The sequence below is a fragment of the Pleomorphomonas sp. T1.2MG-36 genome, assembly GCF_950100655.1.
Taxonomy (GTDB): Bacteria; Pseudomonadota; Alphaproteobacteria; order Rhizobiales; family Pleomorphomonadaceae; genus Pleomorphomonas.
Genome location: NZ_CATNLY010000023.1, coordinates 423075 through 449477, shown reverse-complemented (window position 1 = coordinate 449477; position 26403 = coordinate 423075). Strand labels below are relative to the sequence as shown.

General features: G+C 64.4%; 23 protein-coding genes and 1 tRNA gene. 10 read left to right on the top strand and 14 right to left on the bottom strand.

The window, feature by feature from the left end:
* Nucleotides 1-82 precede the first annotated feature (82 nt).
* Nucleotides 83-706 carry an NADPH-dependent F420 reductase gene (locus tag QQZ18_RS13530; protein ID WP_284541445.1) on the bottom strand — a complete coding sequence of 208 codons (624 nt, stop codon included), beginning with the start codon at nt 704-706 and terminating at the stop codon, nt 83-85.
* Between the two features lie 133 nt (nt 707-839).
* On the opposite strand from QQZ18_RS13530, the gene QQZ18_RS13525 reads away from it, so the two are divergent.
* A complete protein-coding gene (locus tag QQZ18_RS13525) occupies nt 840-1742 on the top strand; it encodes a LysR family transcriptional regulator (protein WP_284541444.1) in 903 nt (300 codons plus the stop codon).
* A 323-nt stretch (nt 1743-2065) separates the two neighbouring features.
* Here the strand turns inward: QQZ18_RS13525 and QQZ18_RS13520 are convergent, their stop codons facing one another.
* Together QQZ18_RS13520 and QQZ18_RS13515 are read right to left on the bottom strand one after the other, a co-directional pair.
* A complete protein-coding gene (locus QQZ18_RS13520) occupies nt 2066-3097 on the bottom strand; it encodes an AraC family transcriptional regulator (RefSeq protein ID WP_284541443.1) in 1032 nt (343 codons plus the stop codon).
* Between the two features lie 115 nt (nt 3098-3212).
* Nucleotides 3213-4181, bottom strand: a complete 969-nt coding sequence (locus QQZ18_RS13515; protein WP_284541442.1) for an alpha/beta hydrolase family protein — start codon at nt 4179-4181, stop codon at nt 3213-3215.
* A gap of 641 nt (nt 4182-4822) precedes the next feature.
* On the opposite strand from QQZ18_RS13515, the gene QQZ18_RS13510 reads away from it, so the two are divergent.
* Complete coding sequence (locus QQZ18_RS13510; protein WP_284541441.1) at nt 4823-5269, top strand: DUF6641 family protein; 447 nt, start codon at nt 4823-4825, stop codon at nt 5267-5269.
* A gap of 101 nt (nt 5270-5370) precedes the next feature.
* On the opposite strand, the gene QQZ18_RS13505 is transcribed toward QQZ18_RS13510, so the two are convergent.
* The 8 genes from QQZ18_RS13505 to QQZ18_RS13470 form a co-directional block, all read right to left on the bottom strand.
* Nucleotides 5371-8115, bottom strand: a complete 2745-nt coding sequence (locus tag QQZ18_RS13505) for an autotransporter outer membrane beta-barrel domain-containing protein (RefSeq protein WP_284541440.1) — start codon at nt 8113-8115, stop codon at nt 5371-5373.
* A 467-nt stretch (nt 8116-8582) separates the two neighbouring features.
* Nucleotides 8583-8657 (bottom strand) — tRNA-Thr (locus tag QQZ18_RS13500).
* Between the two features lie 539 nt (nt 8658-9196).
* Complete coding sequence (locus tag QQZ18_RS13495) at nt 9197-10270, bottom strand: ABC transporter ATP-binding protein (protein ID WP_284541439.1); 1074 nt, start codon at nt 10268-10270, stop codon at nt 9197-9199.
* Between the two features lie 51 nt (nt 10271-10321).
* On the bottom strand, nt 10322-11146 hold the full coding sequence (locus QQZ18_RS13490) for a carbohydrate ABC transporter permease (protein ID WP_284541438.1): 825 nt from the start codon (nt 11144-11146) through the stop codon (nt 10322-10324).
* Nucleotides 11143-12075 (bottom strand): carbohydrate ABC transporter permease, encoded by a 933-nt coding sequence (locus QQZ18_RS13485; protein WP_284541437.1) that lies wholly within the window; start codon nt 12073-12075, stop codon nt 11143-11145. The genes QQZ18_RS13490 and QQZ18_RS13485 overlap by 4 nt, the downstream gene beginning before the upstream one ends.
* Nucleotides 12076-12111: 36 nt before the next feature.
* On the bottom strand, nt 12112-13413 hold the full coding sequence (locus QQZ18_RS13480) for an ABC transporter substrate-binding protein (RefSeq protein WP_284541436.1): 1302 nt from the start codon (nt 13411-13413) through the stop codon (nt 12112-12114).
* Nucleotides 13414-13514: 101 nt separating this feature from the next.
* Nucleotides 13515-14672 (bottom strand): serine hydrolase domain-containing protein, encoded by a 1158-nt coding sequence (locus QQZ18_RS13475; protein WP_284541435.1) that lies wholly within the window; start codon nt 14670-14672, stop codon nt 13515-13517.
* Nucleotides 14669-15613 (bottom strand): hypothetical protein, encoded by a 945-nt coding sequence (locus tag QQZ18_RS13470; RefSeq protein ID WP_284541434.1) that lies wholly within the window; start codon nt 15611-15613, stop codon nt 14669-14671. The genes QQZ18_RS13475 and QQZ18_RS13470 overlap by 4 nt, the downstream gene beginning before the upstream one ends.
* 137 nt (nt 15614-15750) lie before the next feature.
* Between QQZ18_RS13470 and QQZ18_RS13465 the strand changes: the two genes are divergently transcribed.
* The 7 genes from QQZ18_RS13465 to hisD all read left to right on the top strand — a co-directional run bounded on the left by QQZ18_RS13465 (nt 15751) and on the right by hisD (nt 21490).
* Complete coding sequence (locus QQZ18_RS13465) at nt 15751-16776, top strand: LacI family DNA-binding transcriptional regulator (protein WP_284541433.1); 1026 nt, start codon at nt 15751-15753, stop codon at nt 16774-16776.
* A 190-nt stretch (nt 16777-16966) separates the two neighbouring features.
* The gene (locus QQZ18_RS13460; protein WP_284541432.1) at nt 16967-17176 is read left to right on the top strand and encodes a hypothetical protein; all 210 of its coding nucleotides are present in this window, start codon (nt 16967-16969) and stop codon (nt 17174-17176) included.
* A 62-nt stretch (nt 17177-17238) separates the two neighbouring features.
* On the top strand, nt 17239-18528 hold the full coding sequence (gene murA, locus QQZ18_RS13455; protein ID WP_284541431.1) for a UDP-N-acetylglucosamine 1-carboxyvinyltransferase: 1290 nt from the start codon (nt 17239-17241) through the stop codon (nt 18526-18528).
* 5 nt (nt 18529-18533) lie between these two features.
* Nucleotides 18534-18974 carry an N-acetyltransferase family protein gene (locus QQZ18_RS13450; protein ID WP_446728647.1) on the top strand — a complete coding sequence of 147 codons (441 nt, stop codon included), beginning with the start codon at nt 18534-18536 and terminating at the stop codon, nt 18972-18974.
* 105 nt (nt 18975-19079) lie between these two features.
* Nucleotides 19080-19574: an SRPBCC family protein gene (locus QQZ18_RS13445; protein WP_284541430.1), complete on the top strand. Its 495-nt coding sequence runs from the start codon at nt 19080-19082 to the stop codon at nt 19572-19574.
* A 158-nt stretch (nt 19575-19732) separates the two neighbouring features.
* On the top strand, nt 19733-20164 hold the full coding sequence (locus QQZ18_RS13440) for a DUF2948 family protein (RefSeq protein WP_284541429.1): 432 nt from the start codon (nt 19733-19735) through the stop codon (nt 20162-20164).
* Between the two features lie 36 nt (nt 20165-20200).
* Complete coding sequence (gene hisD, locus QQZ18_RS13435) at nt 20201-21490, top strand: histidinol dehydrogenase (protein ID WP_284541428.1); 1290 nt, start codon at nt 20201-20203, stop codon at nt 21488-21490.
* Nucleotides 21491-21493: 3 nt separating this feature from the next.
* Here the strand turns inward: hisD and QQZ18_RS13430 are convergent, their stop codons facing one another.
* From QQZ18_RS13430 to htpG, 3 genes are all read right to left on the bottom strand, one after another.
* Entirely contained in the window at nt 21494-21718 is a 225-nt protein-coding gene (locus QQZ18_RS13430; protein WP_284541427.1) for a YgaP family membrane protein, read from the bottom strand.
* A gap of 147 nt (nt 21719-21865) precedes the next feature.
* Nucleotides 21866-23548, bottom strand: coding sequence for a methyl-accepting chemotaxis protein (locus tag QQZ18_RS13425; protein ID WP_284541426.1), 1683 nt, complete (start codon nt 23546-23548; stop codon nt 21866-21868).
* A 229-nt stretch (nt 23549-23777) separates the two neighbouring features.
* Nucleotides 23778-25634 carry a molecular chaperone HtpG gene (gene htpG, locus QQZ18_RS13420; protein ID WP_284541425.1) on the bottom strand — a complete coding sequence of 619 codons (1857 nt, stop codon included), beginning with the start codon at nt 25632-25634 and terminating at the stop codon, nt 23778-23780.
* 186 nt (nt 25635-25820) lie between these two features.
* Here htpG and QQZ18_RS13415 point away from each other — a divergent pair, with 186 nt between their 5' ends.
* Entirely contained in the window at nt 25821-26339 is a 519-nt protein-coding gene (locus tag QQZ18_RS13415; protein ID WP_284541424.1) for a UPF0262 family protein, read from the top strand.
* The last annotated feature ends 64 nt before the right edge of the window (nt 26340-26403 follow it).

Below are 26403 nucleotides of genomic sequence, written 5' to 3'. Positions count from 1 at the left end.
AGTCCTGACGGTACCGGGGGCGCTGTGGATCAGTGAAAGGAAAGGATATCGGCTAGAGGCGCCTACTGAGGGTCGGCAATGGTCAAGAGTCCTTGAGCCAAGCTGGGGCGATAGCTGTACCGAAGCCGGCTTCATAGGCGAAATAGATGTTCAGGCCACCGAGCGGTTCCAGATATCGGGCGTTCGCAAGACTGCCGGCATCTACGGGCGCAAAGCCCAAAGAGCGGACCAATGCCGTGACCGTGCGTTTTGCTTCGGCATCGTCGGCGGCCACATAGACCGGGACGGCGGTTCCTGCAATCTCGTGGCCGCGCTGCAGAACCTGGGCAAAGACCGTATTGAAGGCTTTGACCAGACGGATGCCTGGCACCGCGCGGGCGATCTCTTCCGCCGCCGAGGTGGAGTGCCCGATGGAAAGGCTCATAAAGTCCGGAGTGAGCGGGTTGGTGATGTCGATCACGACCCTTCCGGAGAGATCGCCGAGCCTAGAGAGCGCCTCGACCGCGTTGTTGTAGGGAGTTGCGATGATGATGATGTCGGCATTTGCCGCTTTGGCAGCCTCAACGGGTTTGACACCGAGCTTGTCGGCAAGCGCCGCCACCTTGTCGGCGTTGCGGCCGTAAATCTGAACATAATGATCGGATGCAGTGAGGCGTACGGCCAATCCTTCCGCCATGCTGCCTGATCCGATGAGGGTCACTTTCATTGGAGACGCCTTGTAGGCTCGCCGAGCAATCCGTCTCGACGGCGCAACCCCACACATATTCCCCTCGTCTTGACCTAAAAAGGCAATAAGAAGAAACGTATTGTTGCGAAAATCGAAAGGATCGGAGGCCCACGTGGATTTGACGAAAGCAATGCGGGTGTTCGTGCACGTTACCGACGCTGGAAGTTTCGCGGCGGCTGCCGAGAGGCTTAATACATCGACCGGCGCGGTCTCGCGCTACATCTCCGCCCTTGAGGAGCATCTGGGCGCGCGCCTGCTCCAGCGCACCACTCGCCGGCTATCCCTTACGGAATCGGGGCGCGAACTGCGAGAAAGAGCGCAGCATATTCTCGCCGATCTGGACGAAACCGTCGCGGTGGTCGGACAACACGTGCTTAACCCATGCGGCCATCTTCGCGTTAGCGCGCCCGTATCCTTCGGCATGCGAAAGCTCGCGCCAATCCTTCCCGATTTCTGCCGCCAGTATCCCAACATCACCCTGGACTTGGATTTCAACAATCGGGTGGTCGATCTCGTCAACGACGGTATCGACGTGGCGTTGCGCATGACTAACTCTCCTGGCCCGGAGCTCGTTGCCCGCAAGATAACGCCGATCCACATGATGGTGTGCGCCGCACCCTCATACCTCGCAGACCATCCGGAGCCTGAGACGCCTAGCGATCTCTCCGACCATGCCATCCTTGGCTTTACGCCGTTGTGGACATCCGGCCATCTCGTCTTTCGAAGCGGTAATGAGGTCACGCATCCCGTCCAACTGACCCCGAAAATACTCTCCAACAACGGGGAGCTTCTGGTCGAGATGGCGCGGAAAGGTCTCGGCGCGCTGGTTCAGCCCGATTTCCTGGCTGAGGATGACTTCTCCTCCGGCGCCCTTGTTCCCCTGCTCAAGGGATGGACCTGCGGCGAGCTTGGTCTTTACGTCGTCTACCCAAGCCGGGCTCATCTGCCCATCAAAGTCAGGGTGTTCGTCGATCACATCGTCGAACGTCTCGGCCGCAACTCACCGGATCGGTGAAGTTACTCAACCTTCAGCGCTGGCGACCGAGCAGTATCGGGATGGTCGGTAGAGCGTCGATCGGGAAGGTTTGTAACGTGCGAGCGCTAGACAAGCTCTACGGCAGTTGGTCTGAACCATGGGGCGTCCCATCGGGGTCGGTCGTTTAGGTTGCAAGTTTGGAAAACGACGGTAGATGGACAGGAGCTGTCCAAATGCAGGTCCCGACAAATGAGCTCCAGACGGGCCCGAATGTCGACCGGCCCGTGTTCGGAGGCCTGCATTGGCTGGACCATCTTGGCATGGATGAAGGACGCTCGTTGACGGTGTCATTCACGCCCTCATCAGTCGGGCTGTATCGCGGCGTTGCGGCTGCGCCAGGCCTGGGGAGTGACGCCCTCCCAGCCGCGGAACGCCCGATAGAATGAGGTGGTGTCCTGGAACCCGAGGATGCAGGCGACTTCCGCTACGTCGGCATATGGGTCGGATAGAAGCTTGTGCCCCAACTCCTTCCGGGCCTCTTGGACAAGTGCGCGAAAGCTGCCCCCCTCGTCGGTGATGCGCCGTTGCAACGTGCGCTCACTCGTTCCGAGGTCACGCGCCACGGCGGAGATCTCCGGGCGCCCGCTGGCAAAGCCACGCTTCAGCACGGCCTTGACCTGCTCCGAGAACGAGCTGCGGGGCCTTAGACGGCCGAAGCTTTCCTCCAGAGCAGGAGTGATGATTTCAATCAGCTCGGCATTATGTCCTGGAAACGGACGATCGAGATCGGACGCCGCCAACACGAGCGTGTTACGCGCTTTTCCACCGACGATCGGGCACCCGAAGAAGCTGCTCTGTCCGGCGGTCGGCGCGCCACTCCGGCTCAGCTCCAGCCGGAGCGGGGTCAGTCTCTGGCCGGTCCCGCGCCGGCCAAGCGACAGGAGGAATGCGAAGCTGACATCGACCGAAAGGTCCGGTTCCGCAGCGCCGGTGTGAAACCACTCCTTGTAGATGTGGACCTCCGAACCGCGCTCTTCGATCGCAATTCGTTCCGGCATCGTAAACTGCTTGAAACGCGCGATGCGCCCGATGCCGTCGCGGAAATCGGAGGCGTGGCATGCGGCCACGAACATGGGTTGGTGCCCCACCGACTCCGTCGCCTGAACGAAGCGGAGCCAATAGTCCGGATCCGCCGCGAGATCCGACATCGCGGTCCATAGCGAGAAGAGTTGCTCGGTGCTTACGAAGCGGCGCGTGTCGAGGTGCAGCGTCACGGGCAAGCGGGCGTGGTGCAAAACCGCGACCGGGTTCAGGCCAGTCGTCTGCATCGCCGACCAGAAGGACTGCTGCAGGCGGCACTTGTCGGGAATGCTGTTTGTCTTCTTCGGCACCATCACGAAAGCCCAGGTTGGTCCGGCGGTCAAGGCCGTGACGTGTTGTACCGCGCCACGGCCTTGTGCTGCGTAAGCCAGGCGCGCCTATAGTGCTGGGTGGTCCGGCCTGCTCACGTCACTTGACCTCGGCTCGGGCGTGACCCGCGCAATGCGCGAGCAGCGCTTGCCTTGCCACCGCCCAAGCGTCGTCGCCATCGTACAACGCGGAGCGCAGATAGGCCCATGTCGTCCGAAGGACGATCTCCAGGCGCTCCGGATCCTCGTCGTCCGTTTCCTTGGCGTCATAGCCCGCGATACCGCCAAGGCCATGCTTGCCTCCGATAACGGTCAGCAGGGCTTCCGCGCCCGGGCTGTCGTGGAAGGCGTCGGCATGCCAAGCCGGACCACGGACCGTCAGGTGCGGAGAGGCGTCCTCATCTCCCACGACCACCAGCGTCTGCGTAGTCAAATGCGAGAAGTCCGGATTGAAGAAGCTGTAGCGGCTCGCCGCCATCTCGCTCAGCGAAGCCCCGCCATTGCCCGGCGCCGTCAGCATGATTCCCGCCGCGATGCGCGGCTCGCGCATGTCGACATTCTGTGCGTTCGGATCGTTCGGATCGGTCAGCCGGGCGCCCAGCAGAACGCCTGCGGTCTGCCCGCCCATCGAGTGGCCGACGACGGCGATACGACTGCGATCGATGCGGCCCGCAATCGCCGGGACGGCTGCCTCGATCGTGTCGAGCTGGTCGAGGATGGCGGTCATGTCCTCAACGCGCGAGCGCCAGAAGAGCGGGCCGCCTGCGGCGTCGGCCGGCATACCCGCGACCTTCGAATTGAGGTGGGTCGGCTGGATCACGACGAAGCCATGCTCCGCGTAAAAGTTGACGAGCGGCCCGTAGCCATCTTTCGACGGAAGGTAGAGCGACGGCCCATGGCCATGCGAAAGCAGGACCACCGGCAGATTGTCGCCGGCCACGGGCGCCGTGATGCGAAGTTCGAGCGGGATCGGGCGGCCTTCGACCTTGAGGACGACGGGGTTGATCGAGATCGTCTGGCGCGGATCGCTGACCGGGATCAGCAGGGCATCCTTGATGAGGTTGTTCATATGTCTGACTCCATCTGGCCGGACCGATATCGGTGGCCGGTGAAGTCGTTTTAAGCGGCTCGATGCTTCCGAGCATTGGCGCTTCCCGCCAATCGATTTGCATATGGCGCCAAGCGATTGAGATATGGCTCGTCCTCCTGTGATGAACGCCGGAACGGCATCAACCTATCTTCCATCGGTATTCAAGGTTCTGGTTGGCAAGGTCTGATCAGAACGAAGCCGCAACCAGCGTGTCACTATTGTGCCAGAACACCTGAATGTTCTGCATGATGTGTGTCGGCGCGAAAACGCTGCTCTATTTCAAGATATTGATATAACTGTGTAAAAATGGTGCTGCGAGAGAGGATCGAACTCTCGACCCCTACGTTACAAATAACGTTTTCCAAAGAAAATTGTCAGTAAAATCAGCGTATCTCGATCATTGTGCTAGGTGCGTGTTAGATTGGATCTCTGTCGACAGTGAAGGTGTTTCTTGAATAGATCGCGTTGAAAGATCTGGAGAATATTCCGATGAATGGTTGGAATATGCTGGAGTGGGGAAATCAGTCGCCGTTGAGGTTGGAGTTATTGGTCGTTTAGGTTGCGAGCTTGGAAAGCAGCTGTAGATGGGACGGGGACTGTCCACATGGAGGTCCCGACAAATGAGCATCCTGAAGAGCCTGAAGCTGACCAACGCCAAGCCTGTCCATTCGAGCGACAATCCCAGCGAGCGTGCCCGTGACAAGGTGATTTCCGCACTCGCCGAACAGAAGGCCATGGCCGAAGCCAAGATCGCTAGCCAGCATTTCGCGCCGACGCACACGGTCTGGCAAAAGGGCGCTGATGGTCAGCTCGTTGAGGTCGAGACGCCCAAGCGCCTGCGTGCTGGTTGGTTCACCGACGCCAGCGGTCAGTTCTTCTTCGGCCTTCGTTATGCGGGCAAGACCATCGAGTTCGCCAAGGACAAGAACGCCGTGACCGTCGGCGACTTTGCGAACCTGCCCGGCATCATCGACAAGCTGATCGAGGCGGTTCGTGGTGGCGAACTGGAAGATCAGTTCGCGCAGGCTTCGGCAGAGCGGCGCCAGGTGCTGAAGAGGGCGGGATGACTGTCGCCACGACTGCCAAACAGAAAAGCCAGAGCCAACTTTGATTGGCTCTGGCTTCTTCATCTGAGTTCAAGCTCCCCGCCTCGATTGGCTACTTCTCGCTAGAAGGCCACCTTCAGCCCCAGCCGCCCCGACGCCCCAACCGAATCATCGCTGTAGAGCGTGCCATCGATGCTGCCGTAGACAGCCGCGCGCTTGGACACCATGGCATCGAACCCGAGACCGAGGGTCGCGCCCACCACGTTCTTGTCTCCAGAACTCGAGAGAGTGAACTCGTTGTTCTGGAGGCTCGCATGGGTCTTGCCAGAACCGAGATACTGAGTGTCCCCCAAGGCGGCGGTGGCGATGACCGAGGCCGGCAGCCCCGTTGGCAGCACCATGGTGTGCTTGAGTTCGACTTGCAGGCGCCCGTCCAGCGAATGGGTTTCGCGGGAATCGTAGTTTACGTTCTGCGAGGAACCGCTTTCGTTGTAGGCATCGTAGAAAGCGCCCGTATAGCGCAGCTTGGCGCTGGGCGTGACCTCCCACCGGGAAGCCAACGCATAGGTGGTACTCACCGCCAGTTCCGGAGAAACGTACCAGCCCGTGAAATTGCCGGAAGCGGTTTGCGCGCCGTTGTTGATGGAGCGGCTGGCCTCGTTGTCGATGCCACCAGCGGTCAGTGAGGCGTTCCATTGCAGACCATGAAGCTTGACCGAGCCGTAAACGCCAACGAAGCCGGTGTCGCCCGTGGTGACGGAGGCGTTGCCGGAGGTGGCGGTCCGCACACTGCCCGCTCCGCCGAAGAAGCCCAGGCGATAGTTTTCAAACTGATGATCGACGCCGGAAATGATCCCATAGTGCGAAGTGTGGCTGGCCGGATCGCCATTGTTTCCCTGTTGGTAGCGCAGGCCACCGAAGGCGCGCGCCCAGAACAGGTTGCCATAGCCATCGACGACCAACCCGTCGCCCAGTTGACGCAGCGCCCTGGCCGCCTTGGTCTCAGGCTTCCCCTCGCCATATTGCAGGGCCGAAATCGTACTGTCGCCGATGGTCACCTGATCGGGGCGCGCCACGTCGAGCGCAACGATACTGCCGATCACATCCGACACCGATGCCGTATACTGAGTGGCCGACTGATCACCTGCCGACAAGGCGACGACGTTGATGGTGCCGGTCGAGTTGGGATGGTCAAGGATCAGAAACTGCTTGGAGTTGTTGAGGGTGATCGTGTTGCTGGCTTCGAGATAGTTGGAGGCCGGCACGGAGTAGCTGCCAGCGCCGAAGGTCGTGGTGTTGCCGGTGGTATTGTTATAGTCGACCACGCCGTAGAACTGAGCGGTTGGCAGGATGTTGAGGCTGTTGCCGTTAGCGCCGAACAGGATCGACGTGGTCGGGACTGAGTTCGTTCCGCCCCTGATCACCCCGGAGTTGGTGATGGTCGAGGCCGTGCTGAGGGTGATGGCGACGAGGTTGCCGGAGATCGTTCCGGTGTTGACGATCGAGCCGATGGTCGCAGCGGCACCGGATTCATAGATGCCGTACTCGCCGGAAATGGTGCCGGAGTTGTCGATCGTACCAATTGATCCAGAGCTCGTGGTCCGGATGCCAGCCCGGGTCGCCCCGCGAATGGTTCCCGTGTTGTTCAGGTTCGTTATAGCGGCGCTGTTGTTGAGGCCGTCTGTCGACCCAGAAATCGTCCCTGAGTTTTCGAACGTAGAGATCGTGGTGCCAGCACTGGCTTTGATGCCGTAACCCCAACCGTCGGTGTTGCCGTCGGCGATCAGGCCTGAAATCGCTCCGGAATTTTCGAGCGTTGTGATGTTCGTCCCGTAAAGCCACATGCCATACGCATAGGCTCCCTTGCAGCTGTCGGTGCTTATCGACGAAGTGCAGCCGGTGGTCGTATAGCCTGTGGCAGCGATTGAGCCGCTGTTGTTTAGTGTGCCGATCGAACCGCCCCAGCTCACGATGCCGGTCGCATAGGCCTGATCTGAACCGGTTACGTTGGAATAGCTGTTGGTGACGATCGAACCGGTGTTGGTCAGCGTACCGATAGTAGCGGTGTCGGCTCCGTTGTCGTTTTCAATGCCCATCGCGTTAGCCGTGCCGGTAGCGCGAATCGTTCCAGAGTTAGTGATGGAGACCACCGAACCTAGATTGTAGATGCCAATTGGGTTGGCCTGTGTCTCCTGGTAGGTTCCAGTGTAGCTGTTCACTGTCGTGCTAGACATGTCGATCAAGCCATCGTTGACGATGGCGCCGGTGATCGTCCCGTTGTTGGTAATACCGTTCGCGCGGTCTGCGGTGCCGATCAACTGGCCGGACGCGGTGTTGGTGATCGAGCCGACGGTGCCCAACTGATTGAGGATGACATAGCGGGAGCCTGACATGTCGCCGCTGTTGACGATCGAGCCGATGTTGCCCTGGTAATTGTCGATGGCTTCCTGGCCGCCCGATAGGGTGCCGGCGTTGGCGATCGAGGTGATCGTCGCCTCGCGAATGTTGATGCCCCGGAAGGTGCCCGAAACGGTGCCGCCAAGCGCGATGTCGATGGCATCGACGACGCCGTGCTCAAAGACGTTGACCGCGCCACCGTTGTCGGTCGGATCGCTTTCGTTGATGGTGCCGTTGACCGTTAGCGTACCGACTGTGGAATCGGTGCTGACCGGAGCGAACGATTCCAGGGTCACGCCATGGGCGATGATGAAACTATCCGACGTCCAGACCTGGTCGACGGCGGTATCGACGGAGATGGTTGTGTCGGCGGCGCGCGCGGCGGGGACCCCAAAGACGCCGGTCATAGCCAGTGCGGACAAGGATACGCTGCGCACAAGGCCCGCCCGGGCCCCAACCATCTTCGTCATATCTGCCCCGCCCCGACGGCAACGCCGTTCGCGCAAAACGTGCTAAAACACGGCAAGAACAATATTCAGTAACATTATCAAGCAGCAATGGTCTATTTGACTATGGCAATAAATTCGGCGCATGTGGCGCGATGGCGACACACCAGGGTAACCGCGTATACTTCGGGTCTTCAAGGGCGCATTTGCCGGAATCAGCGCTCTTCCACGCTGTAGCCTGATCGTCTCGCTGGAACCGTGCCTGCCCGCGATCAGCGCAGAGCGGTTGTCACTGCTCGGTCTGAACCGCGTTACGGATTGTGTTTCATGACCGCAATTGCATTGCGCTGTGTTGCTACCTTTTTGGTGATGTTCCAGCGTTGCCATATCCGGATCACGTAGCCTCGTGGGCATCAACGGCAGCCGACAGAGACCAAGATCGCCGGTCAGCATTAAGCAGCGGAAAAACGTCAGCTATTTCAAGGGATTAATGGTGCTGCGAGAGAGGATTGAACTCTCGACCTCTCCCTTACCAAGGGAGTGCTCTACCACTGAGCTACCGCAGCATCTTCGTCCGCCGATTGGCCTCGCGACCGATCGTCGGGGACGGGCGTTCTCCTGCCACAGTTCGTTCAGCCGTGCAACCCCATCGGCACGAAATTGAACGGCAAAAAAGCCCGTGTGGCAAAGCGGCCCAAACGGAAGCCGGGAAAAAGGGCTTTGTCGGCAAAACCATTTGAAGACAAGGGGCGAGGAAGGGTGACGACGCGTTCGGGGCGGTCGGCCGGGAGGCATCGTCGCCAAATCGGTATGGAGCGAGCCGAAGGCGGCACCGGCGAACAGAGAGCGGATGGTATGCGGTTTCCGGAGCGCTGGCGCGTCCCGACCATATGACGTCTCACGCCGTCCTGCCCAGTCGTTCTCTACGTGGCTACCTGTCTTGCAGGTGGCCATGATCCTTGTGGAGCGAACCTGCTCCCACCCGAAAGGCGCGCACTTGGCATCCGGCGCCGAACTCGACATCGGAGGGGCAAGCGCTGATGGCAGCTTGTGGCGCGGCATCCATCGAACCTGCTTCGGCCGATGGCATCGCCTAGCCGCGCCGCTAAAGCCGTTTTCCGCCGGCGGCAAAAAGGTGCGCGTCGGCCGGCGTGAAACCGAGGCGAACGGGTGCATCCAATGCCACCTCCCTCTGGCCAGCCAGGGCGGCGGTCATCTCCGTCGCGCCATCGAGACGGACGCGGACGATGGTCTCGTTGCCGAGGCGCTCGACCAGCGTCACGACGCCGCCGATCGGTCCGGTGTCGTCAAGCTGGAGCGCGTGGGGCCGGACGCCTAGGGTCAGCCTGCCACCCTGCGCCATGCCTTGCCGTTGATCGACGATGGCGGGAGAGGCGAGCAGCGGGCTTGCGATGCGGACGCCATCGTCGGTGGCGCCATCGACGGTCACCTCGATAAAGTTCATCTTGGGCGAGCCGATGAAGCCGGCGACGAACAGGTTGGTCGGGTGGTTGTAGAGTTCCAGCGGCGAGCCGATCTGTTGCACGATGCCGCCCTGCAGCACGACGATCTTGTCGGCCAGCGTCATGGCTTCCACTTGGTCGTGCGTCACATAGATCATGGTGGCGCCGAGGTCGGTGTGCAGGCGGGCGAGTTCCATCCGCATGTCGACGCGCAGCGCTGCGTCGAGGTTGCTGAGAGGCTCGTCGAACAGGAATACGTCGGGCTCGCGCACGATGGCCCGGCCGATGGCGACGCGCTGCCGCTGGCCGCCCGAGAGCTGGGCCGGCTTGCGGTCGAGCAAATGCTCCATCTGCAGCACCCGCGCCGCCGCCCGGATCTTGGCGTCGCGCACATCCTTGGGGGTGCCTGCGAGCTTCAGGCCGAAACCGACGTTGTCGTAGACGCTCATGTGCGGGTAGAGCGCGTAGGACTGGAACACCATGGCGACGCCACGGTCGCGCGGCTCGACGTCGTTGACGAGCCGGCCGCCGATTTCTATCCGGCCCGAGGTCGTTTCCTCCAGCCCCGCGACCATCCTGAGCAATGTGGACTTGCCGCAACCGGACGGGCCGACGAAGACCACGAACTCGCCGTGCTCGACGTCGAGATCCACGCCCTTGATCACCTCGACGGTGCCGAAGTTCTTGCGCACGTCCTGAAGTTTCAGTCCAGCCATAGAGGTATCTCCCATGCGGGGGCTAACGCCCGCTTTTCCCGAACCGGCTCCTCATCCCTTGACCGAGCCCTGAAGGAGCGCCGCGACGAAGTGGCGCTGGAAGGCGAGAAACAGGAGGACGGTCGGGGCCAGAATGAGCAGCGAGCCGGCGCAGAGCAGTGGCACGTCGGTGCCCCATTGCCCCTGGAAGGCGCCGAGGGCGCCGGCCATGGTGCGCAGGCTCGGATCCCTCACCAACACCACCGGCAGCAGGAACTGGTTCCAGGTCCACAGGAACAGCAGGATGGTCAGCGACATGATCGCCGGCCGGGCGAGCGGCACCTGAACGAGCCAGAATTCCTTCCAGCGCGTGGCGCCATCGAGCTGCGCCGCCTCGGTGAGGTCGTTCGGCACGTTGAGGAAATGGGCGCGCATCCAGTAGACCGAGAACGGCATGTAGAGGCCGATCAGCGGCAGGATGATGGCAAATCGGGTGTTGAGCAGGCCGAACGCCCGAACCTCGTAGTAGAGCGGCGTGATCACCGCTTCGAACGGCAGCGTGAGGCCGGCGACGAACACGAGGTAGATCCACTTGTTGCGGCCGCCGGTGAGCTTGGCGAGACCGTAACCGGCCATGGTGGCCGCCAGGACCGACACCGGCACGACGCCGAGCACGATCAGCGTGCTCGAGACCAGCAGCCGGCCCATGTTGGCGACCTCGAATGCCTTGGCAAAGTTGCTCCACTGCGGGTCGTCCGGCCAACTGAGACCGTTCGGATAGCTGCCGGAGGGGGCGAGCGCCGCCGTGAACATGCTGAGGAAGGGCAGCAGCGTCACCGTCATCAGCAGGGCGAGCAGCAGGTGCGCCAGCCATTTCCTAGGTTTGGCAGCCGTCATTTCTTCTCTCGCGCGTACCACTGGATGGGGGTGATGGCGATCAGCACCAGCACCATCAGGACGATGGCGAGGGCCGAGGCGAGGCCGACTTGCCGATGGGCGAAGGCGAGCCGGTAGATTTCGAGGCCGGGCACCATCGTGGTGATGCCGGGGCCGCCGCCGGTCGCGATGTAGACGATGTCGAAGCTGGCCAGCGCGGAGATGACCGTGACGGTGATGCAGACGCCGATCTCCTGCCGGAGGCCGGGCAGCGTGACGTAGCGGAACTCGTGCCACGGCCTGGCGCCGTCGAGCCGCGCCGCTTCGTAGAGGCTGGGATCGATCTTGGCGATGCCGGTGACCAGCAGCATGGTGCAGAGGCCAAGCAGAACCCAGGCGCCGATGATGCCGACGGCGGGCAGGGCGAAATCGAAATCGCCGAGCCAGCCGCGCGTCCAGTCGGCAAGACCGACGACGGTCAGCGCCTGGTTGACGAGTCCCGACGAGGCGAACATCCAGCTCCAGGCGATGCCGGCGGCGACCAGCGGAATGACCTGCGGCAGGAACAGCACGGTGCGCGTCAACGTGCCAAAGGTGCCGGCCATGTGGCCGCGGATGGCGGAAGCCACGGCGAGGCCGAGCAGGACCGGGATCACCGTGAAATAGAGCACCAGCTCGAAGGCGTTGCCGATGATGGAGAGAAGGTCGGGGTCGGTCAGCACCGTCACATAGTTGGCAAGCCCGGTGAACCGGGCCTTGCCGATGCCGTCCCAACGGAGCGTCGAGTAGTAGAGGGACATGACGAGCGGAGCCAGCACGAACACGGCATAGGCCGTAAAGGCCGGCAACACGAACAATAGGGCCGTGGCGCGGGCCTTCTGGCTCTTCCCGCCGGGGAAGAGCCGCGACATCCGCAGCCGGGTGTCTCCGGAGGGCGTTCCGTGGTTCATCTCGGGCTCCGCTCGTCTCTGTGGAATCCCGCCGCGTCAGCGGGAGAGTTCGGTCTCGTATTCCTTCTGAACGGCCTTCAGCAGACCGTCGGCCGTCTGCTGTCCGCCGATCATCTTCTGAAGTTCCGGCGTCCAGCCGGCAGCGAAGATGGCGCCGGTGGCATTGGCGATGAAGTCCATGGCGCCGTTGTCCTTGGCGAGCACCTGGCCGGCGGTCAGCGTCGCTTCGGTCACCGAGCCCGGCGTCACCGCGGGGATCGGCATGTCGGCCGGGCCGCCGGGGTTGGAGCCGCCGACCTCGACGTTGATCTTGCGCGCGTCGGTGTTGGTCGCCACCCAGTTGAGGAAGTAGGCAGCGCAGTCGGCGTGGGTCGCCTTGGCGGCGATGCCGAAGGTGAGCGGCGCCGACATGGTGGCGTGGCGACCGCCGGCTTCCACCGACGGCATCAGGAAGAAGCCGAACTTGCTCGCCGCCTGCTTGTCGAGGTTGCCCGACTCCCAGTCGCCGTTGAACATGAACAGGCCTTCGCCGCCGATGAAGCGGCTCATCATCTGGAAATACTCGATGGCGTTGGCATCCTTGGGGAAGTAGCCCGCCTTGATCCAGGCCTCGAGATGCTGGGCCGCCATGAGATTGTCGGGCGTGTCGATGCTGGCGCCTTCCTTCTGGAAGATCCAGTCGTTGATCGGCTCCGGCGCGCCATAGGCGCCCATCAGGTTCTGCAACGGGAAGGCGAGACCGCCGGTCGCCTTGTTCCATTGCATGATCGGCTGGACGCCGGCTTCCTTGGCCTTGGCGAGAGCCGCGTCGAGCTCGGCCAGGGACTTCGGCGGCTCGGTCATGCCGACCTTGGCGGCAAGCTCCTTGTTGTAGAACACGCCGGTCATCGAATAGTTGATGCCCATGGCGTAAAGCGAGCCGCTGCCGCGCGGCCGCCCGCCTTGCTCGACGCGCAACTGCACGAGCTGCGAGGGCGGGAACTTGTCCCAGCCGAAGGCCGTGAAATACGGGTCGAGATTGGCCAGCAGGTCGTTGGCGACGAGGTCGCTCATCGTCGGCAACCGGATGAGGTCCGGCGCGCCGTCCTCCGACAGCGTGCGCGGGCTGTTCTCCAGGAGGTTGGCGAACTGGTCTTCCTTGATGTTGAAGGTGACGTTCGGAAACTGCCGGGTGAACTCTTCCGCCAGCTTGGTCGGCAACGGGAAGCCGGTCTCGAAATAGGCGTTGAGCACCACGGGGTCGGCGCCGCAGCTGGGAGCGGCGAGGGCGCCGCCGGACAGCAGCGTCGCCGGAAGGGCGACGCCGAACATCAGCCTTATGGAAAGTCTGGCTCTCATGATCATCTCCTCCTTACACGCGGGCAAGCGGCGGCAGGCCGCTGCTTCTGCAAGTTCTCCATCCGCGCGCCCGGCTCCTCGGCCCGGGCGCGGCGGCCTCCTCACACCAAGGGACGCAGCGCGTCGATGATCGCCGTCGCCCGTTGATCCTCCGGCCCCATCATCCAGTTGGTGACGTAGCCAAATCCGATCCTCCGTTCCGGATCGGCAAAGCCGACCTGACCGCCGGCGCCGTCGTGACCGAAGCATTTCGGCCCGGTGTAGCGGCGGGCTTCCGAATCGAGCTGGAAGCCGGCGCCCCAGCGCGCATAGGGCGGAATGGCGGCGAACACCGGAGCGCCGCCGGAGCGCTCCTCGGTCGCGGCGGCGATCGTCGCGTCGTCGAGGAGGCGGGTGCCATTGGTGGCGGCGACCGTCGCCGACCAGATCGCGGCGAGCGCCCGCGCCGACGCGATGCCGCCGGCCCCCGGGATTTCCGCCGCCCTGATGCGGCGGGCGTTGAAGCCGCCGTCAGGGGTGACGAGATCGGCGGGCAGGGCGCCTCCCAGCGTCATCGCCTTATAGGGCCAGTTGGGCTCGGGCTTTGCCGCTTCAGTGACCCAGAGCTCGGTCAGCAGCGGGCTGACTTGCAGATGAGCCGGACGATCCGCCTCGCTGTCCGGCAGGCCGATCCAAGCATCGGCGCCGAGCGGGCCGGCGATCATCTCCCTGAAAACGCGACCGACGCTTTGGCCGGTCACCCGCCGGATGACCTCGCCGTTGAGCCAGCCGTGGGTGATGGCGTGATAGGCGTAACCGGTTCCGGGGTGCCACAATGGCTCCTGCGCGGCCAGCACCGCCGCCATGCGAGCCCAGTCGACAATGTCAGCCTCGGTGAGATCGGCCCGCGTCGCCGACAGGCCGGCCCGGTGGGCCAGGGCCTCGCCGACGGTGACCTCCGCCTTGCCGGCGGCGGCGAACTCGGGCCAGTAGCGGCTCACCGGCGCGTCGTAGGCAAGGCGCCCTTCCTGCACGAGGCGCGCCGACAGGATCGACAGCAATCCCTTGGTACAGGAGAACACAACCGATGGCGTATCGCCGGTCCAGACGCGTCCGTCGCGTTCGTCGGCGATGCCGCCCCAGAGATCGACGACCGTCTCGCCGTCGATCCGGACCGAGAGGGCCGCGCCCATGGTCGGCCGACCGGCGAAGCCTGCGGCAAAGGCGTCCGCCAGCGGTTCGAAGCCGGATGTCACGCTGCCGGAAACGAGGGGCATCATTGGTCGTTCTCCACGATGAGATAGCCGTCCGCACCGGTCGCAAGAGGCATCGGGTCGGAAAGACCCAGAATGTCGCCATCGTTCTGCATGCAGGCGAGGAGGACCGGCCGCTTCCGTCTGTCGAACGCGATACGTCCGGAATAGTGGCTCTCGGGCAGTAGAAGCCGTGCTTCCGAGAGTTGGAAATGCTCGAGCGAGTTCAGTGGCAGCGTCCAGATGCCGCCAGTGCCGCCGGCACGGTGCCCGGCAAGCTTGCTGCTGTCGCAGCTGAACACCATGTGCTGGCGATCCGCGACGGCGACGATCTGCATGACCTCGACATGGGCAAAGCCGCATCCCGGCAGCGATAGTGGCGGCGCCGCCACCCAATGGTCGAGGTCTCGCGACGTGGCATGGCCGACGACGCCTCGGTCGAGGGGATCGCCATACCGCGCTCGCGCGGTCACCAGCATGTGCCAGTTGCCGTCCGCGCCGCGAAAGACCCAAGGATCGCGCCAAGCTTCCTCGGGCCATGCCGATGACCCGAGCGTTTCGTACCAGCGGCAGTCGGCCGACAGTAGCGAGCCGGGGCGCTTCTGCCAGACGTCGAGATCGGCGGATACCGCCAACCCGACGGTCTCGACATTGGCCGGCCCCTTGTCGGAGAGAAACCGCGAACCGGTGTAGAACATGCGCCAGAGTCCGGCATCGTCCCGGACCACGCATCCCGTCCAGACGGCCGTGGCGTCGAACGCTCCGTTCTCGCCATGTTCCAGCACTGGGCCGAGATCGGTCCAGGTCGTGAGGTCGCTGGAAATGGCATGCCCGATGCTGGCGTTCCGATGGCGGGCATCGGGATGGCCGAGCGATCGCGGGGCATTCAGGAAATAGAGATGGTAGGCCGCCCCGTCATCGGCGATCCAGAAATCCCAAACCCAGCTTTGTGGCGGGCAGAAAACCATGGCGTGCCCCACAGTCCCTTGCTAAAACCATTTAGCAAATGCAATGTCAGGCGAAAGTTGTCAAGAGGCCATAGGTCCGGCTATCTCAGCCTCAATGGAAATGAACTGAAAAGCGGCAACGGAAGAGGTGGGAGCGATTGCAGAAAAAGCGGGTCACCCTGGCCGACGTCGCTCGCCTTGCCGGACTGTCGTCGACGGCCGCGTCGATGATTCTCACCGGCCGGCCGGATACCCGTCTTTCCGCCGAGGCGCACGCCAGGGTGCATGCCGCGGCGGCGGAGCTCGGCTATCGGCCGAACGTGGCGGCCCGCGCTCTCAGGACCGACCAGTCGCGGTCGATCGCCTTCATTTCCGATTACGTGGCGACCACGCGTTTTGCGAGCGGCCTCATTCGTGGCGCGCTTTCCGCCGCCGATGCCGCCAGGAACGTCATGCTGGTGCTGGAAACCGGCGGCGAGCCGGCCCGGACGCTCCGCGCCATCGAGGCGGCGCTCGACCGTCAGGTCGACGGCGTGATTCTTGCCGCCATGCGAGCTCGCGAGGTGTTTCTTCCGGATATCGCCATTCCCGTGCCGACCGTCATGCTGAACGGCACCAATGCGCGCTTTCTCACCTCGGTGCTGCCCGATGAGTTCGAAGGCGGGCGGAGCGCCGTCCGGCTCTTCGCCGAGGCCGGCATCACCGACCGTCTCGTCCTGGTCGGGCACAATCCCGACGAGGAGCGCGGACAGTTCCGCTCCGAAACCATCTCGCGGCGTCTCGCCGGCATTCGCTCCGAAATGGCCGTCCGAGGGCTGGCTTTCGCCGCCGAGCTGAGTTCGTGGGACTGGGAGGTATCGAACGGCTACGATCTGGTCCGCCGGCTGCTCAGGAAGGATCGTCCCAGGGGCCTTCTCTGTCTGAACGACCGTCTGGCGTTCGGCGCTTATCAGGCTCTCGGCGAGGCTCGTCTGTCCATTCCGGGCGATGTGGCGCTGGTCTCCTTCGACAACGACGAACTGGCGTCCTATCTGCGCCCAGGCCTCACGACGATCGGTCTGCCGCATCAGAAGATGGGTCAGCTCGCCGTCGAACTGCTGCTCGGCGCGGAGCCGGCGGCCGGAGAGCATCTGGTGCCGATGTCGGTTGTGCCGCGCGGTTCCCTGCCGGCCGCCGCTTCCTGATCGCATGGCCGGTCCTTCGCCATAGTTCCGCCCACCGCGCAACTCATGGAGGAGAAGCGCGTCGGCGAAAGGGCGTTTCGCCGGCCATCATGACGCCTTGAGCGCGGGAAAAGCCGGCTTTGTCGATGAAATTCCTTGAAAGGCGAAGAAAAGGATCGCAAGGAAGGCCGGAAAGGAACGGCGCGGCATCATGGTGAGCGACGACGGCACGGCGAAGGGCGGCGCGGGACGCGACGCCAAGGCGGAACGGGAGCGGCGCCTCGCCGAGGCGCTGCGTGAGAACCTCCTGAAACGCAAGGCGCAGGCGCGTGGCCGCCGCGCCGGTGAAGCCGATCAGCGCGCCGGACTGGCCGCCGCCAAGCCTGGCGTTGGCGAGACGCCGGGCGGTTCCGACGGTTAGTCCCACGCGAAGGGACAAGACCGAATGCGGATTTTTGCCGGTGCTGCCGGCCAGAGGTGAAGATGGACAAGATCAGGATCGTCGGTGGCAATCCGCTCAACGGCATCATTCCGATTTCCGGCGCCAAGAACGCGGCGTTGCCGCTGATGATCGCCAGTCTGCTGACCGACGAGACGCTGACGCTCGAGAATGTGCCCCGGCTCGCCGACGTGCGCCAGCTCACCAACATCCTCGTCAACCACGGCGTCGATTACGGCGTCAACGGCAAGCGCCAGGGCGAGGGGCTGCTCACCGGGCAGACCGTCTCGCTGACCGCCCGCTCGATCACCGACACCACCGCCCCCTACGAACTGGTCTCCACCATGCGGGCCAGCTTCTGGGTGATCGGTCCGCTGCTCGCCCGCATGCACGAGGCGCGCGTGTCGCTGCCGGGCGGCTGTGCCATCGGCACGCGACCGGTCGACCTGTTCCTGATGGGCCTTGAGAGGCTGGGCGCCAAGATCGACGTCGAAGGCGGCTACGTGGTGGCGAAGGCCCCGGGCGGCCTTGTCGGCAACCGCGTCGTCTTCCCCAAGGTGTCGGTCGGCGCCACGCACGTCATCCTGATGGCGGCGACCCTTGCCAAGGGCGAGACGGTGATCGAGAACGCTGCCCGCGAGCCCGAGGTCGTCGATCTCGCCCGCTGCCTCTCCTCCATGGGTGCCCGCATCTCCGGCGCCGGCACGTCGACCATCGTCGTCGAGGGCGTCGATCGCCTGCGCGGCGCCCGTCACCGCGTCGTTGCCGACCGTATCGAGACCGGCACCTACGCCATGGCCGTGGCGATGACCGGCGGCGATGTGCTGCTGGAGGGCGCTGAAGCATCGCTGCTCGAAGCGCCGATCGAGGTGTTGCGCCGGGTCGGAACCGAGATCGAGGAGACCAACGACGGCCTGCGCATCCGGCGCAACGGCGCGGGCATCGTGGCCGCCGACATCGTCACCGATCCCTTCCCCGGCTTCCCCACCGACCTGCAGGCGCAGTTCATGGCGCTGATGACGCGCGCGCGCGGCACCGCCCGCATCACCGAGACCATTTTCGAGAACCGTTTCATGCATGTGGCCGAGCTCGCCCGCTTCGGCGCTCGCATCAGCCTCGAAGGGCAGGTCGCCACCGTCGAGGGCGTCGAGCGCCTCAAGGGCGCGCCGGTGATGGCCACCGATCTGCGCGCCTCGGTGTCGCTGGTGATCGCCGGCCTCGCCGCCGAGGGCGAGACGGTGATCAACCGCGTCTATCACCTCGATCGCGGCTTCGAACGGCTGGAAGACAAGATCGGCCGCTGCGGCGCCGTCATCGAGCGGATCAGCGGCTGACCGCCATGACTATCGTGGTCCGCGAAGCAGAAGCGAGCGATGAAGGGGCGTGGCGTCGCCTGTGGTCGGGCTATCTCGGCCATCTCGACTCCACCGTGCCGAACGAGGTCACGGCCCACACCTGGGCTCGCATTCTCGATCCGGCGAGCCCGGTGTTCTGTCGCCTCGCGGTGGTGGATGGCGTCGTCGTCGGCTTCGCCGTCTGTCTTCTGCACGAGGGAAGCTGGGCGCTGACGCCGCATTGCTACCTCGAGGATCTCTTCGTTGCCCCCGAAAGCCGGGGGCGCGGCGCCGGCCGGGCGTTGATCGAGGACATCCGGGCGCTTGCCAGGACCAAGGGCTGGGACCGCCTCTACTGGCACACCCGAGAGGACAATCCCGCCCGCCGTCTCTACGACGGGTTCGCGGAGGCGAGCGGCATGGTCGTCTACAAGCTGACGCCCTGATCGCGGCGAGGCGCCACGGTACGCTGGTCTGGCATTGATATGGCTGAAAGCTCCGGCATAATGGCGGCTCGGCCGAGCGCCGCCTGTCTGGGAGGACCGGATGCCATGACCGCTGCCGCTTTCGACCCCGAACTCGATCTGCTCTTCGAACGCGTCGTGCCGACGCCGAGGCGTCTCGTCTGGAGGGCCTGGACCGAACCTGAAACGCTGATCAAGTGGTTCTGTCCCCGCCCTTGGGAAACGGTGAGCTGCGACATCGACCTCCGGCCCGGTGGCCGCTTTGCCACGGTGATGCGCTCGCCCGAGGGCGTCGAGGTTGCCGGCGCCAACTGCTATCTGCTCGTCGAGCCAGAAAGGCGGCTGGTGTGGACGTCGGCGCTGACGCCCGGCTTCCGGCCGCACGCCCAGCCGACCAGTGACGCCGACTTCGTCTTCACCGCCGATCTGACCTTGGGCGAGGAGGCCGGTGGCACGCTTTACCGGGCGCACCTCATGCACGCCACGGCCAAGGACCGCCAACGGCATGAGGATCTGGGGTTCCAGGACGGCTGGGGCGCCGCCCTCGACCAACTCGTCGAGGCCATGGCCGGCCAGCTCTGATCGCCGATGCCGCCACCGAGGCGAGCCGGCCTGTTTCCGTCGGTATCCAAGGCGGCAAAGCCTTGCTTCGCCGTCTCATCCGCCCTATCTCAAGGCAACCTCGGCGGGGCGAGTTTCCACTTGCATCCCGCCGCCCTGACAGGAGCGGAACGCCCTCCATGGACATGCTGAAACTCGCGGCTCTCGACGCCGAAGACCTCAAGGTGATTGCCGCCCACGCGCAGGACGCCGTCGGCAAGGTCGGCGATATCGTCTGGCGGCCCGGCGAGCATCGCCTCACTCTGGAACTCAATCGCTTCGCCTGGGAGAAGGCCGGCGCCCGCAGCAAGGAGCGCCGGCGCACCCTTCTGCACTTCGCCCGTGTCGAGGCGGTCAAGTCGGCCCATATCCGGCGCGATTTTCCCGACGCCATCGTCAGCCTGCTCACCATTCGCTTCGAGGGGCAGGACGATGACCCGTCGGGGCGGATCTTCCTCGAGTTTGCCGGCGGCGGCTCGATGCGGCTCGATGTCGAGTGCATCGAGGCGAGCCTGACCGATCTCGGCGCTGCCTGGGCTACCGAGCACCAGCCCAGCCACGATCTCAACTGACCGCCCGCCCCTTTCGTTCTTCCGCTGGAGAGACCCGTGGCTATCCGCCTCGATAACTGCGAGCCCGATTTCGAGGCCCGCTTTGCCGCCTTCCTGACCACCAAGCGCGAAGTGTCGGCCGATGTCGATGCCGCCGTCGCCGACATCATCGCCGACGTGCGTGCCCGCGGCGACGCAGCGCTGCACGACTGGACGCAGAAGCTCGACCGCTTCGACAGCCGCGCCTCAGGCCTCCGCGTTTCCGAGGCGGAGATCGACAAGGCCATCGCCGCGGTCAAGCCCGAGGTGATGGAGGCGCTGAAGCTCGCCCGCGACCGCATAGAAAGCCACCACGCGCGCCAGAAGCCGAAAAATGATCGCTACATCGATGCCATCGGCGTCGAGCTGGGGTCGATCTGGACAGCCATCGAGGCCGTCGGTCTCTACGTGCCGGGCGGCACGGCGAGCTATCCGTCAAGCGTGCTGATGAATGCCGTGCCGGCCAAGGTGGCCGGCGTCGATCGCCTCGTCATGGTGGTGCCGACGCCGGGCGGAGAGGTCAATCCGCTGGTGCTGGCCGCCGCTCGCCTGGCTGGCGTCGATGAGGTCTATCGGGTCGGCGGGGCGCAGGCGGTGGCGGCGCTCGCCTATGGCACCGACACCATCCGGCCGGTGGCCAAGATCGTCGGCCCGGGCAACGCCTATGTCGCCGCCGCCAAGCGCCGCGTGTTCGGCACCGTCGGCATCGACATGATCGCCGGGCCGTCGGAAGTGTTGATCATCGCCGACGGCGACAACGATCCCGAATGGCTCGCCGCCGACCTTCTCGCCCAGGCCGAACATGACAAGGCGGCGCAGTCGATCCTGATCACCAATGATGCGGTTTTGGCCGTCGCGGTCGAGCGGGCCGTGGAGCGTCAGCTCGCGGCGCTGCCGCGCGGCGGCATTGCCGCCGACTCCTGGCGCGATTACGGCGCCATCATCCATGTCGATAGGCTCGACCGCGCTGTGGCGCTCAGCGACCGCATCGCTCCAGAACATCTCGAGCTCGCCGTCGCCGATCCCGAAGCCATGCTCGCCCGTATTCGCAATGCCGGTGCCGTCTTCGTCGGCCATCACACGCCGGAAGCGGTCGGCGACTATGTCGGTGGGTCCAACCACGTCTTGCCGACCGCCCGTTCGGCCCGCTTCTCATCGGGCCTCGGCGTGCTCGACTTCATGAAGCGCACTTCGCTCCTGAAGGTCCCGCCCGCCGCGCTGAAGCAGATCGGACCAGCCGCCATCACGCTCGCCGAGGTGGAAGGCCTCGGCGGACATGCGCGGAGCGTCTCGATCCGGCTCGAGTGATCGCTACTTGTCGGTCTTGCAGGTGTTGACGCCGATGAGCGTGTAGGCCGGGCAGAAGTTCAGGAGCGCGGTCGCCACCAGGACGACGCCGACGAGACCCACGAGCCATGCCCAGCCGCCGAGGCCGGCGAAGGCCATGCCGGCGAGCGATGGCACTGCGATGATGAGAAGGATGAGACCGGCGATGAGCCGGACGAGGCGGTCGGTCGAGCCGACGTTCTTGATCATGGCACGCTCCTTTTTTGCCTCGGATCTTCAATCCGCAGTAAAGAGGTAGTCCTCGCCGACACGGTCGGCAACGCGCCAAAGTGCGAGAATCTCAACAAAAATGCGCGACTGAAGCCGCGCATTCCTGCCTGGGTGTAGTGGCCTCGCTCAACCCGCCCTGAGACTCTTGACGAAGTTGGCAACCTCGCCCTTCAGGTCGGCCGCCTGCGTTTGCAGCGCGCCGGAGAGTGACATCAACTGCGTCGCGGCCGACCCCGTCATCTCGGCGGCGGTACCGACACCGGAAATGTTCTCGGTGACGTCGCTCGCCCCGTTGGCGGCCTTGTGAGTGTTGCCGGCAATCTCCGTCGTCGCGGCGCCCTGCTCCTCGACGGCGCCGGCGATCGACTGGGTGACGCCCTGGATGGTGCCGATGGTCGAGACGATCAGCGAGATGCTGTCGACGGTGACGGATGTCGCCGCCTGCATTTCCTGGATCTTGCTGGCGATCTCTTCCGTGGCTTTCGCGGTCTGGCCGGCGAGGTTCTTCACCTCTGAGGCGACGACGGCAAAACCCTTGCCCATTTCCCCGGCGCGAGCCGCCTCGATGGTGGCGTTGAGGGCGAGGAGGTTGGTCTGCTCGGCGATCGCCCGGATCAGCTCGACCACCTCGCCGATGCCTTGCGCCGAGGCGGACAGCGCCTTGACGTTTTCGCTTGAGCGCTGGGCTTCGCCAGCGGCCGTGCGGGCGATATCGGCCGAACGCGTCACCTGGGTGGTGATCTCGCGCACCGACGCCGAAAGCTCCTCGGTGCCGGCCGCCACCGTCTGGACGTTCTCCGACGCGGTCTCGGCGGCGCCGGCGACGGCCTGGGCCTGCCGGCTGGTCTCCTCGGCGGTCGAAGCGAGGTTGCGGGCTGCGTCGGCGACCTCGCTCGACGAGTGGACGAAGCCTTCGGCCAGCGTGCCCATAGCCTCCTCGAAGCGGTCGGCGATGGCGGCGCGCTCGGCGATGAGCCGCTCGCGGTTGCTCGCCTCGGCCTCGGCACTGGCGAGCCGCAGCCGTTCCGTCTCCATGAGGCCGTCGCGGAACACCTTTAGCGTACCGGCCATCTTGCCGATTTCGTTCTTCGCATCCGCATGGGGAATGGCGGCGGAGAGATTGCCGCCGGCCACCTCGCCCATCGCGTCGGTAATCCGATGCAGCGGCCGGACCACGCCGTAGAAGACGAAGGCAAGCGCGCCGAGCGCCAGGACGAGGCCCGCCGTGATGGTGCCGGCCGTGAGGACGAAGGCACTGCGATAATCGGCGACCGCCTCGGCCTGGGCTACGGCCGTGTCGGCATTGATCTGATCGATGCCCGACTGCAGCGCCGCGATGACGGCGTTGAACGGCGGCTGCGACGTCTTGTTGAGAATCGCCGAGGCTTCATCCGGTTTGCCGTCGACCATCTTCTGGTAGATGTCGTTGTGCATGGCGACATAGGTCGGCCAGTTCGCCTTGAAGGCCGCCAGCACCTCCTGCTGCTTCGGCAGGTCGGCGATCAGGCCGGCAAACTCGGTCACCGCCTTGTCGACGTCGGCGATCGACTGGTCGGCAAGATCCTTGGCCTTCTGCCGTTCGCCGGCATCGGTGATTTGGGCAAGGCGGGCCGAACGGACGCGCAGGCGCGTCGTCGCATAGCGGATTTCTCCGAGGCTTCTGACCAGCGGCAGCTTGTGATCCGCGAACTCGCTGATCCGCTCGTTGGCGGCCGACAGCTGGGAGACGGCCACCCATCCGAGGCCGCAAGTCATCAGCAGCAGCGCGACAATGGTCGCCATCAGCGAAGTCTTGAGGGAAATAGTCATGAATACCCCCGAGGCAAAATGCATCTGAGGGGTATTACAAGCTTGCTTTGTTAACGAAGGATTTCGGATCGGAGAGCGCGGGTAATACTACGTGCTTTTCTTGACCAAAAGCGTAGAGTTCTCTCCTCCGCCCGGAAATATGCTGAAATCTGAAAGTATCAACAGAAGTAGACCGGCCGGTCCAAGCACCTGGGGGGCGGAAGGGCATGCCCCTCCGCCCCGATCCGTCTCAGGTGAGGCTCTTTTCGAGCAGGGACGCGACGGAGGCTGCGAAAGCCGCCGGGTCGCTCGGCGCTTCGCCGTCGAGAATGCGCGCCTGTCCGAAGAGGAGCGGCGCTGCCGCCGTCACCGCCGCCGTATCGCCGGCCGCCGCCTTGGCCGCCAGCGCCTTGATCAGGCTGTGCCCGGCGTTGAGTTCCAGCACCGGCTTGCCGAGGGCAGCCTTGCCTTCCTGGCGGGCGACCAGCTTCTCGGTCATGCGGTCGAGGCCGAAATCGGAGGCGACGAGACAGACCGGACTGGTGGCGAGGCGGACCGACGGGCGCACGTCGGCCACGTCGTCCTTCAGCGCGTCCTTGAGCGCCGCGACGAGGCCGGCCATCTCGGCGCCGGGCTTCTCGGCCTTGTCCGCCTCGAGCGGCTTGACGTTGTCGAGGTCCGCCTCGCCCTGCGTTACCGACTTGAAGGGCTTGCCCTCGAAGCCGAGCGCCGTGCGCACCCAGAAGGCATCGACGGGATCGGTGAGGATCAGCACCTCAAGGCCGCGCGCCGCGTATCCTTCGAGATGCGGCGAGGCCAGCACCTGCTTCTCGTCTTCGCCGAGGGCGTAGTAGATCGCGGTCTGGTTTTCCTTGAAGTCCTTGACGACGTCGGTGAGCGACCGCCAGCCGTCGCCCGAGGTGGTGGTCTTGAAGCGGACGACCTTGAACAGCTCGTCGCGGCGCTCCGGCGCCTCGTAGAGGCCTTCCTTGATCACCGCGCCGAAGGACGACCACACCTTCTGGAACAGGTCGGCGTCGGTCTCGGCCAGCTTGGAGAGCTCCGACAGCACGCGGCCGGTGACGCCCTTGGCGATCGTCTCCAGCACCGGGTTCTTCTGCAGCATCTCGCGCGACATGTTGAGCGGCAGGTCTTCGCTGTCGATCACGCCGCGCACGAAGCGCAGCCAGGCCGGCAGGATGTCCGCCTCGTCGGTGATGAACACGCGCCGCACGTAGAGCTTCACCCGGCCCTTGCGGCTGGGGTCGAACAGGTCGAACGGCTTCTCGCGCGGCACGAACAGCAGCACGTTGTACTCCTGCCGTCCTTCGGCGCGGTAGTGCAGCGTCAGCGCCGGCTCGTCCCAGGCGGTGGCGACGTGGTGATAGAACTCCTTGTACTCGTCGGCCGTCACGGCGGACTTGGGCTTCACCCAGAGGGCCGAACCGTCGGCCAGCTCGCGCGCGTCCTCGCCGCTGCCGAAGCGGATCGGTACCGGCACGTGCGCCGAATACTCGTGTACGATGCGTTCTAGCGTGTGCTCTTCGGCGTAGGAGAGCGAGTCGTCGTTGAGGAACAGCTCGACCACGGTGCCGCGTGCCGGCGCGTCGGCAAGCTCGACCGGCGTCAGTTCGAAGGTGCCGGCGCCATCCGACTCCCAGGCCCATGCCTCTTCGCTGCCAGCCTTGCGCGAAACGACGCGAACGCGGTTCGCCACCATGAAGGCCGAATAGAAACCGACGCCGAACTGGCCGATCAGCGCCTGTCCCTCGGCCTTGTCGGCAAGGCCGTCGAGAAAGGCGCGGGTGCCCGAGCGGGCGATGGTGCCGAGATTGTCCTTGAGCTCGTCGTGGCTCATGCCGATGCCATTGTCGACAACGGTGAGCGTCTTCTTGTCCTTGTCGGCCGATAGCGTGATGGCAAAGCCGCCTTCTCCGGCGAGCTGCGGCTCGGCGATGGAGAGATAGCGCAGCTTCTCGCAGGCATCGGCCGCGTTGGAGATCAACTCGCGCAGGAAGATGTCCTTGTTGGAATAGACGGAATGCACCATGAGGTGCAGCAGGCGGGAAACTTCGGCCTCGAAGCTGTGACGTTCCGTTTGCGTCATGGTCTCGCTCTTGTGGATGATGGGGGCCGGAAAAACCGGCGCGCGTCCGCTATGTGTTGCTAGGCAGGGCCGGTGTCAAGCGGTGTCGAGCCTTCGCGGGGCGCGATGGGCGGCAGGGACGAGGCATGCGTAAAACTCCTGCCCGGGTCGACTTTTGCCGGCTTCGTGGGGCGGGTCGACCGTGCTATGCCTCGGCGACGTTTTTCGCGGAGGACAGTCGTGACCGACACCGACAGTATCACCGGGCGCCTCGTATCGGTGACCCTCGATGCCGCCTCGATCGGCCAGATTTCGCGCGAGGTCGAGCACGAACGGCAAGTCGCGATCTTCGATCTTCTGGAGCAGAACTCCTTCGAGCCGGTGGGCGCGCCCGGCGGCGAGTTCGTCCTTCGGCTGTCGCTGGTCTCCAATCGCCTCGTGTTGCAGATCTTCCGCGCCGACGGCGAGCCCGTCACCACCCACATCCTGTCGCTGACGCCCTTCCGCCGCATCATCCGCGACTACTATCTCGTCTGCGACAGCTATTACGAGGCGATCAAGGTTTCGACGCCGAGCCAGATCGAGGCCATCGACATGGGCCGGCGAGCGCTGCATGACGAGGGCGCGCAGATCCTGCGCGACAAGCTGGCCGACAAGATCGCCATCGACAAGCTGACAGCCCGGCGGCTGTTCACGCTGATCGCCGTGCTGCGCTGGAAGGGCTGAACCGAAGCCTGGAGCAACTCCAGCAGAAGGGGGACCGGTTTTGCCTCCGGAGTTGCGTGACAAC

Bases quoted from the DNA above. Each gene is read 5' to 3' on its own strand.
- QQZ18_RS13520 (WP_284541443.1), bottom strand. From the start codon at position 3,097: ATGGTGCCGAAGAAGACAAACAGCATTCCCGACAAGTGCCGCCTGCAG.
- QQZ18_RS13480 (WP_284541436.1), bottom strand. From the start codon at position 13,413: ATGAGAGCCAGACTTTCCATAAGGCTGATGTTCGGCGTCGCCCTTCCG.
- QQZ18_RS13515 (WP_284541442.1), bottom strand. From the start codon at position 4,181: ATGAACAACCTCATCAAGGATGCCCTGCTGATCCCGGTCAGCGATCCG.
- QQZ18_RS13440 (WP_284541429.1), top strand. From the start codon at position 19,733: ATGGACATGCTGAAACTCGCGGCTCTCGACGCCGAAGACCTCAAGGTG.
- QQZ18_RS13415 (WP_284541424.1), top strand. From the start codon at position 25,821: ATGCCTCGGCGACGTTTTTCGCGGAGGACAGTCGTGACCGACACCGAC.
- murA (WP_284541431.1), top strand. From the start codon at position 17,239: ATGGACAAGATCAGGATCGTCGGTGGCAATCCGCTCAACGGCATCATT.
- htpG (WP_284541425.1), bottom strand. From the start codon at position 25,634: ATGACGCAAACGGAACGTCACAGCTTCGAGGCCGAAGTTTCCCGCCTG.
- QQZ18_RS13490 (WP_284541438.1), bottom strand. From the start codon at position 11,146: ATGACGGCTGCCAAACCTAGGAAATGGCTGGCGCACCTGCTGCTCGCC.
- QQZ18_RS13485 (WP_284541437.1), bottom strand. From the start codon at position 12,075: ATGAACCACGGAACGCCCTCCGGAGACACCCGGCTGCGGATGTCGCGG.
- QQZ18_RS13430 (WP_284541427.1), bottom strand. From the start codon at position 21,718: ATGATCAAGAACGTCGGCTCGACCGACCGCCTCGTCCGGCTCATCGCC.
- QQZ18_RS13505 (WP_284541440.1), bottom strand. From the start codon at position 8,115: ATGACGAAGATGGTTGGGGCCCGGGCGGGCCTTGTGCGCAGCGTATCC.
- QQZ18_RS13510 (WP_284541441.1), top strand. From the start codon at position 4,823: ATGAGCATCCTGAAGAGCCTGAAGCTGACCAACGCCAAGCCTGTCCAT.
- QQZ18_RS13445 (WP_284541430.1), top strand. From the start codon at position 19,080: ATGACCGCTGCCGCTTTCGACCCCGAACTCGATCTGCTCTTCGAACGC.
- QQZ18_RS13450 (WP_446728647.1), top strand. From the start codon at position 18,534: ATGACTATCGTGGTCCGCGAAGCAGAAGCGAGCGATGAAGGGGCGTGG.
- QQZ18_RS13495 (WP_284541439.1), bottom strand. From the start codon at position 10,270: ATGGCTGGACTGAAACTTCAGGACGTGCGCAAGAACTTCGGCACCGTC.
- QQZ18_RS13475 (WP_284541435.1), bottom strand. From the start codon at position 14,672: ATGATGCCCCTCGTTTCCGGCAGCGTGACATCCGGCTTCGAACCGCTG.
- QQZ18_RS13470 (WP_284541434.1), bottom strand. From the start codon at position 15,613: ATGGTTTTCTGCCCGCCACAAAGCTGGGTTTGGGATTTCTGGATCGCC.
- QQZ18_RS13530 (WP_284541445.1), bottom strand. From the start codon at position 706: ATGAAAGTGACCCTCATCGGATCAGGCAGCATGGCGGAAGGATTGGCC.
- QQZ18_RS13460 (WP_284541432.1), top strand. From the start codon at position 16,967: ATGGTGAGCGACGACGGCACGGCGAAGGGCGGCGCGGGACGCGACGCC.
- QQZ18_RS13425 (WP_284541426.1), bottom strand. From the start codon at position 23,548: ATGACTATTTCCCTCAAGACTTCGCTGATGGCGACCATTGTCGCGCTG.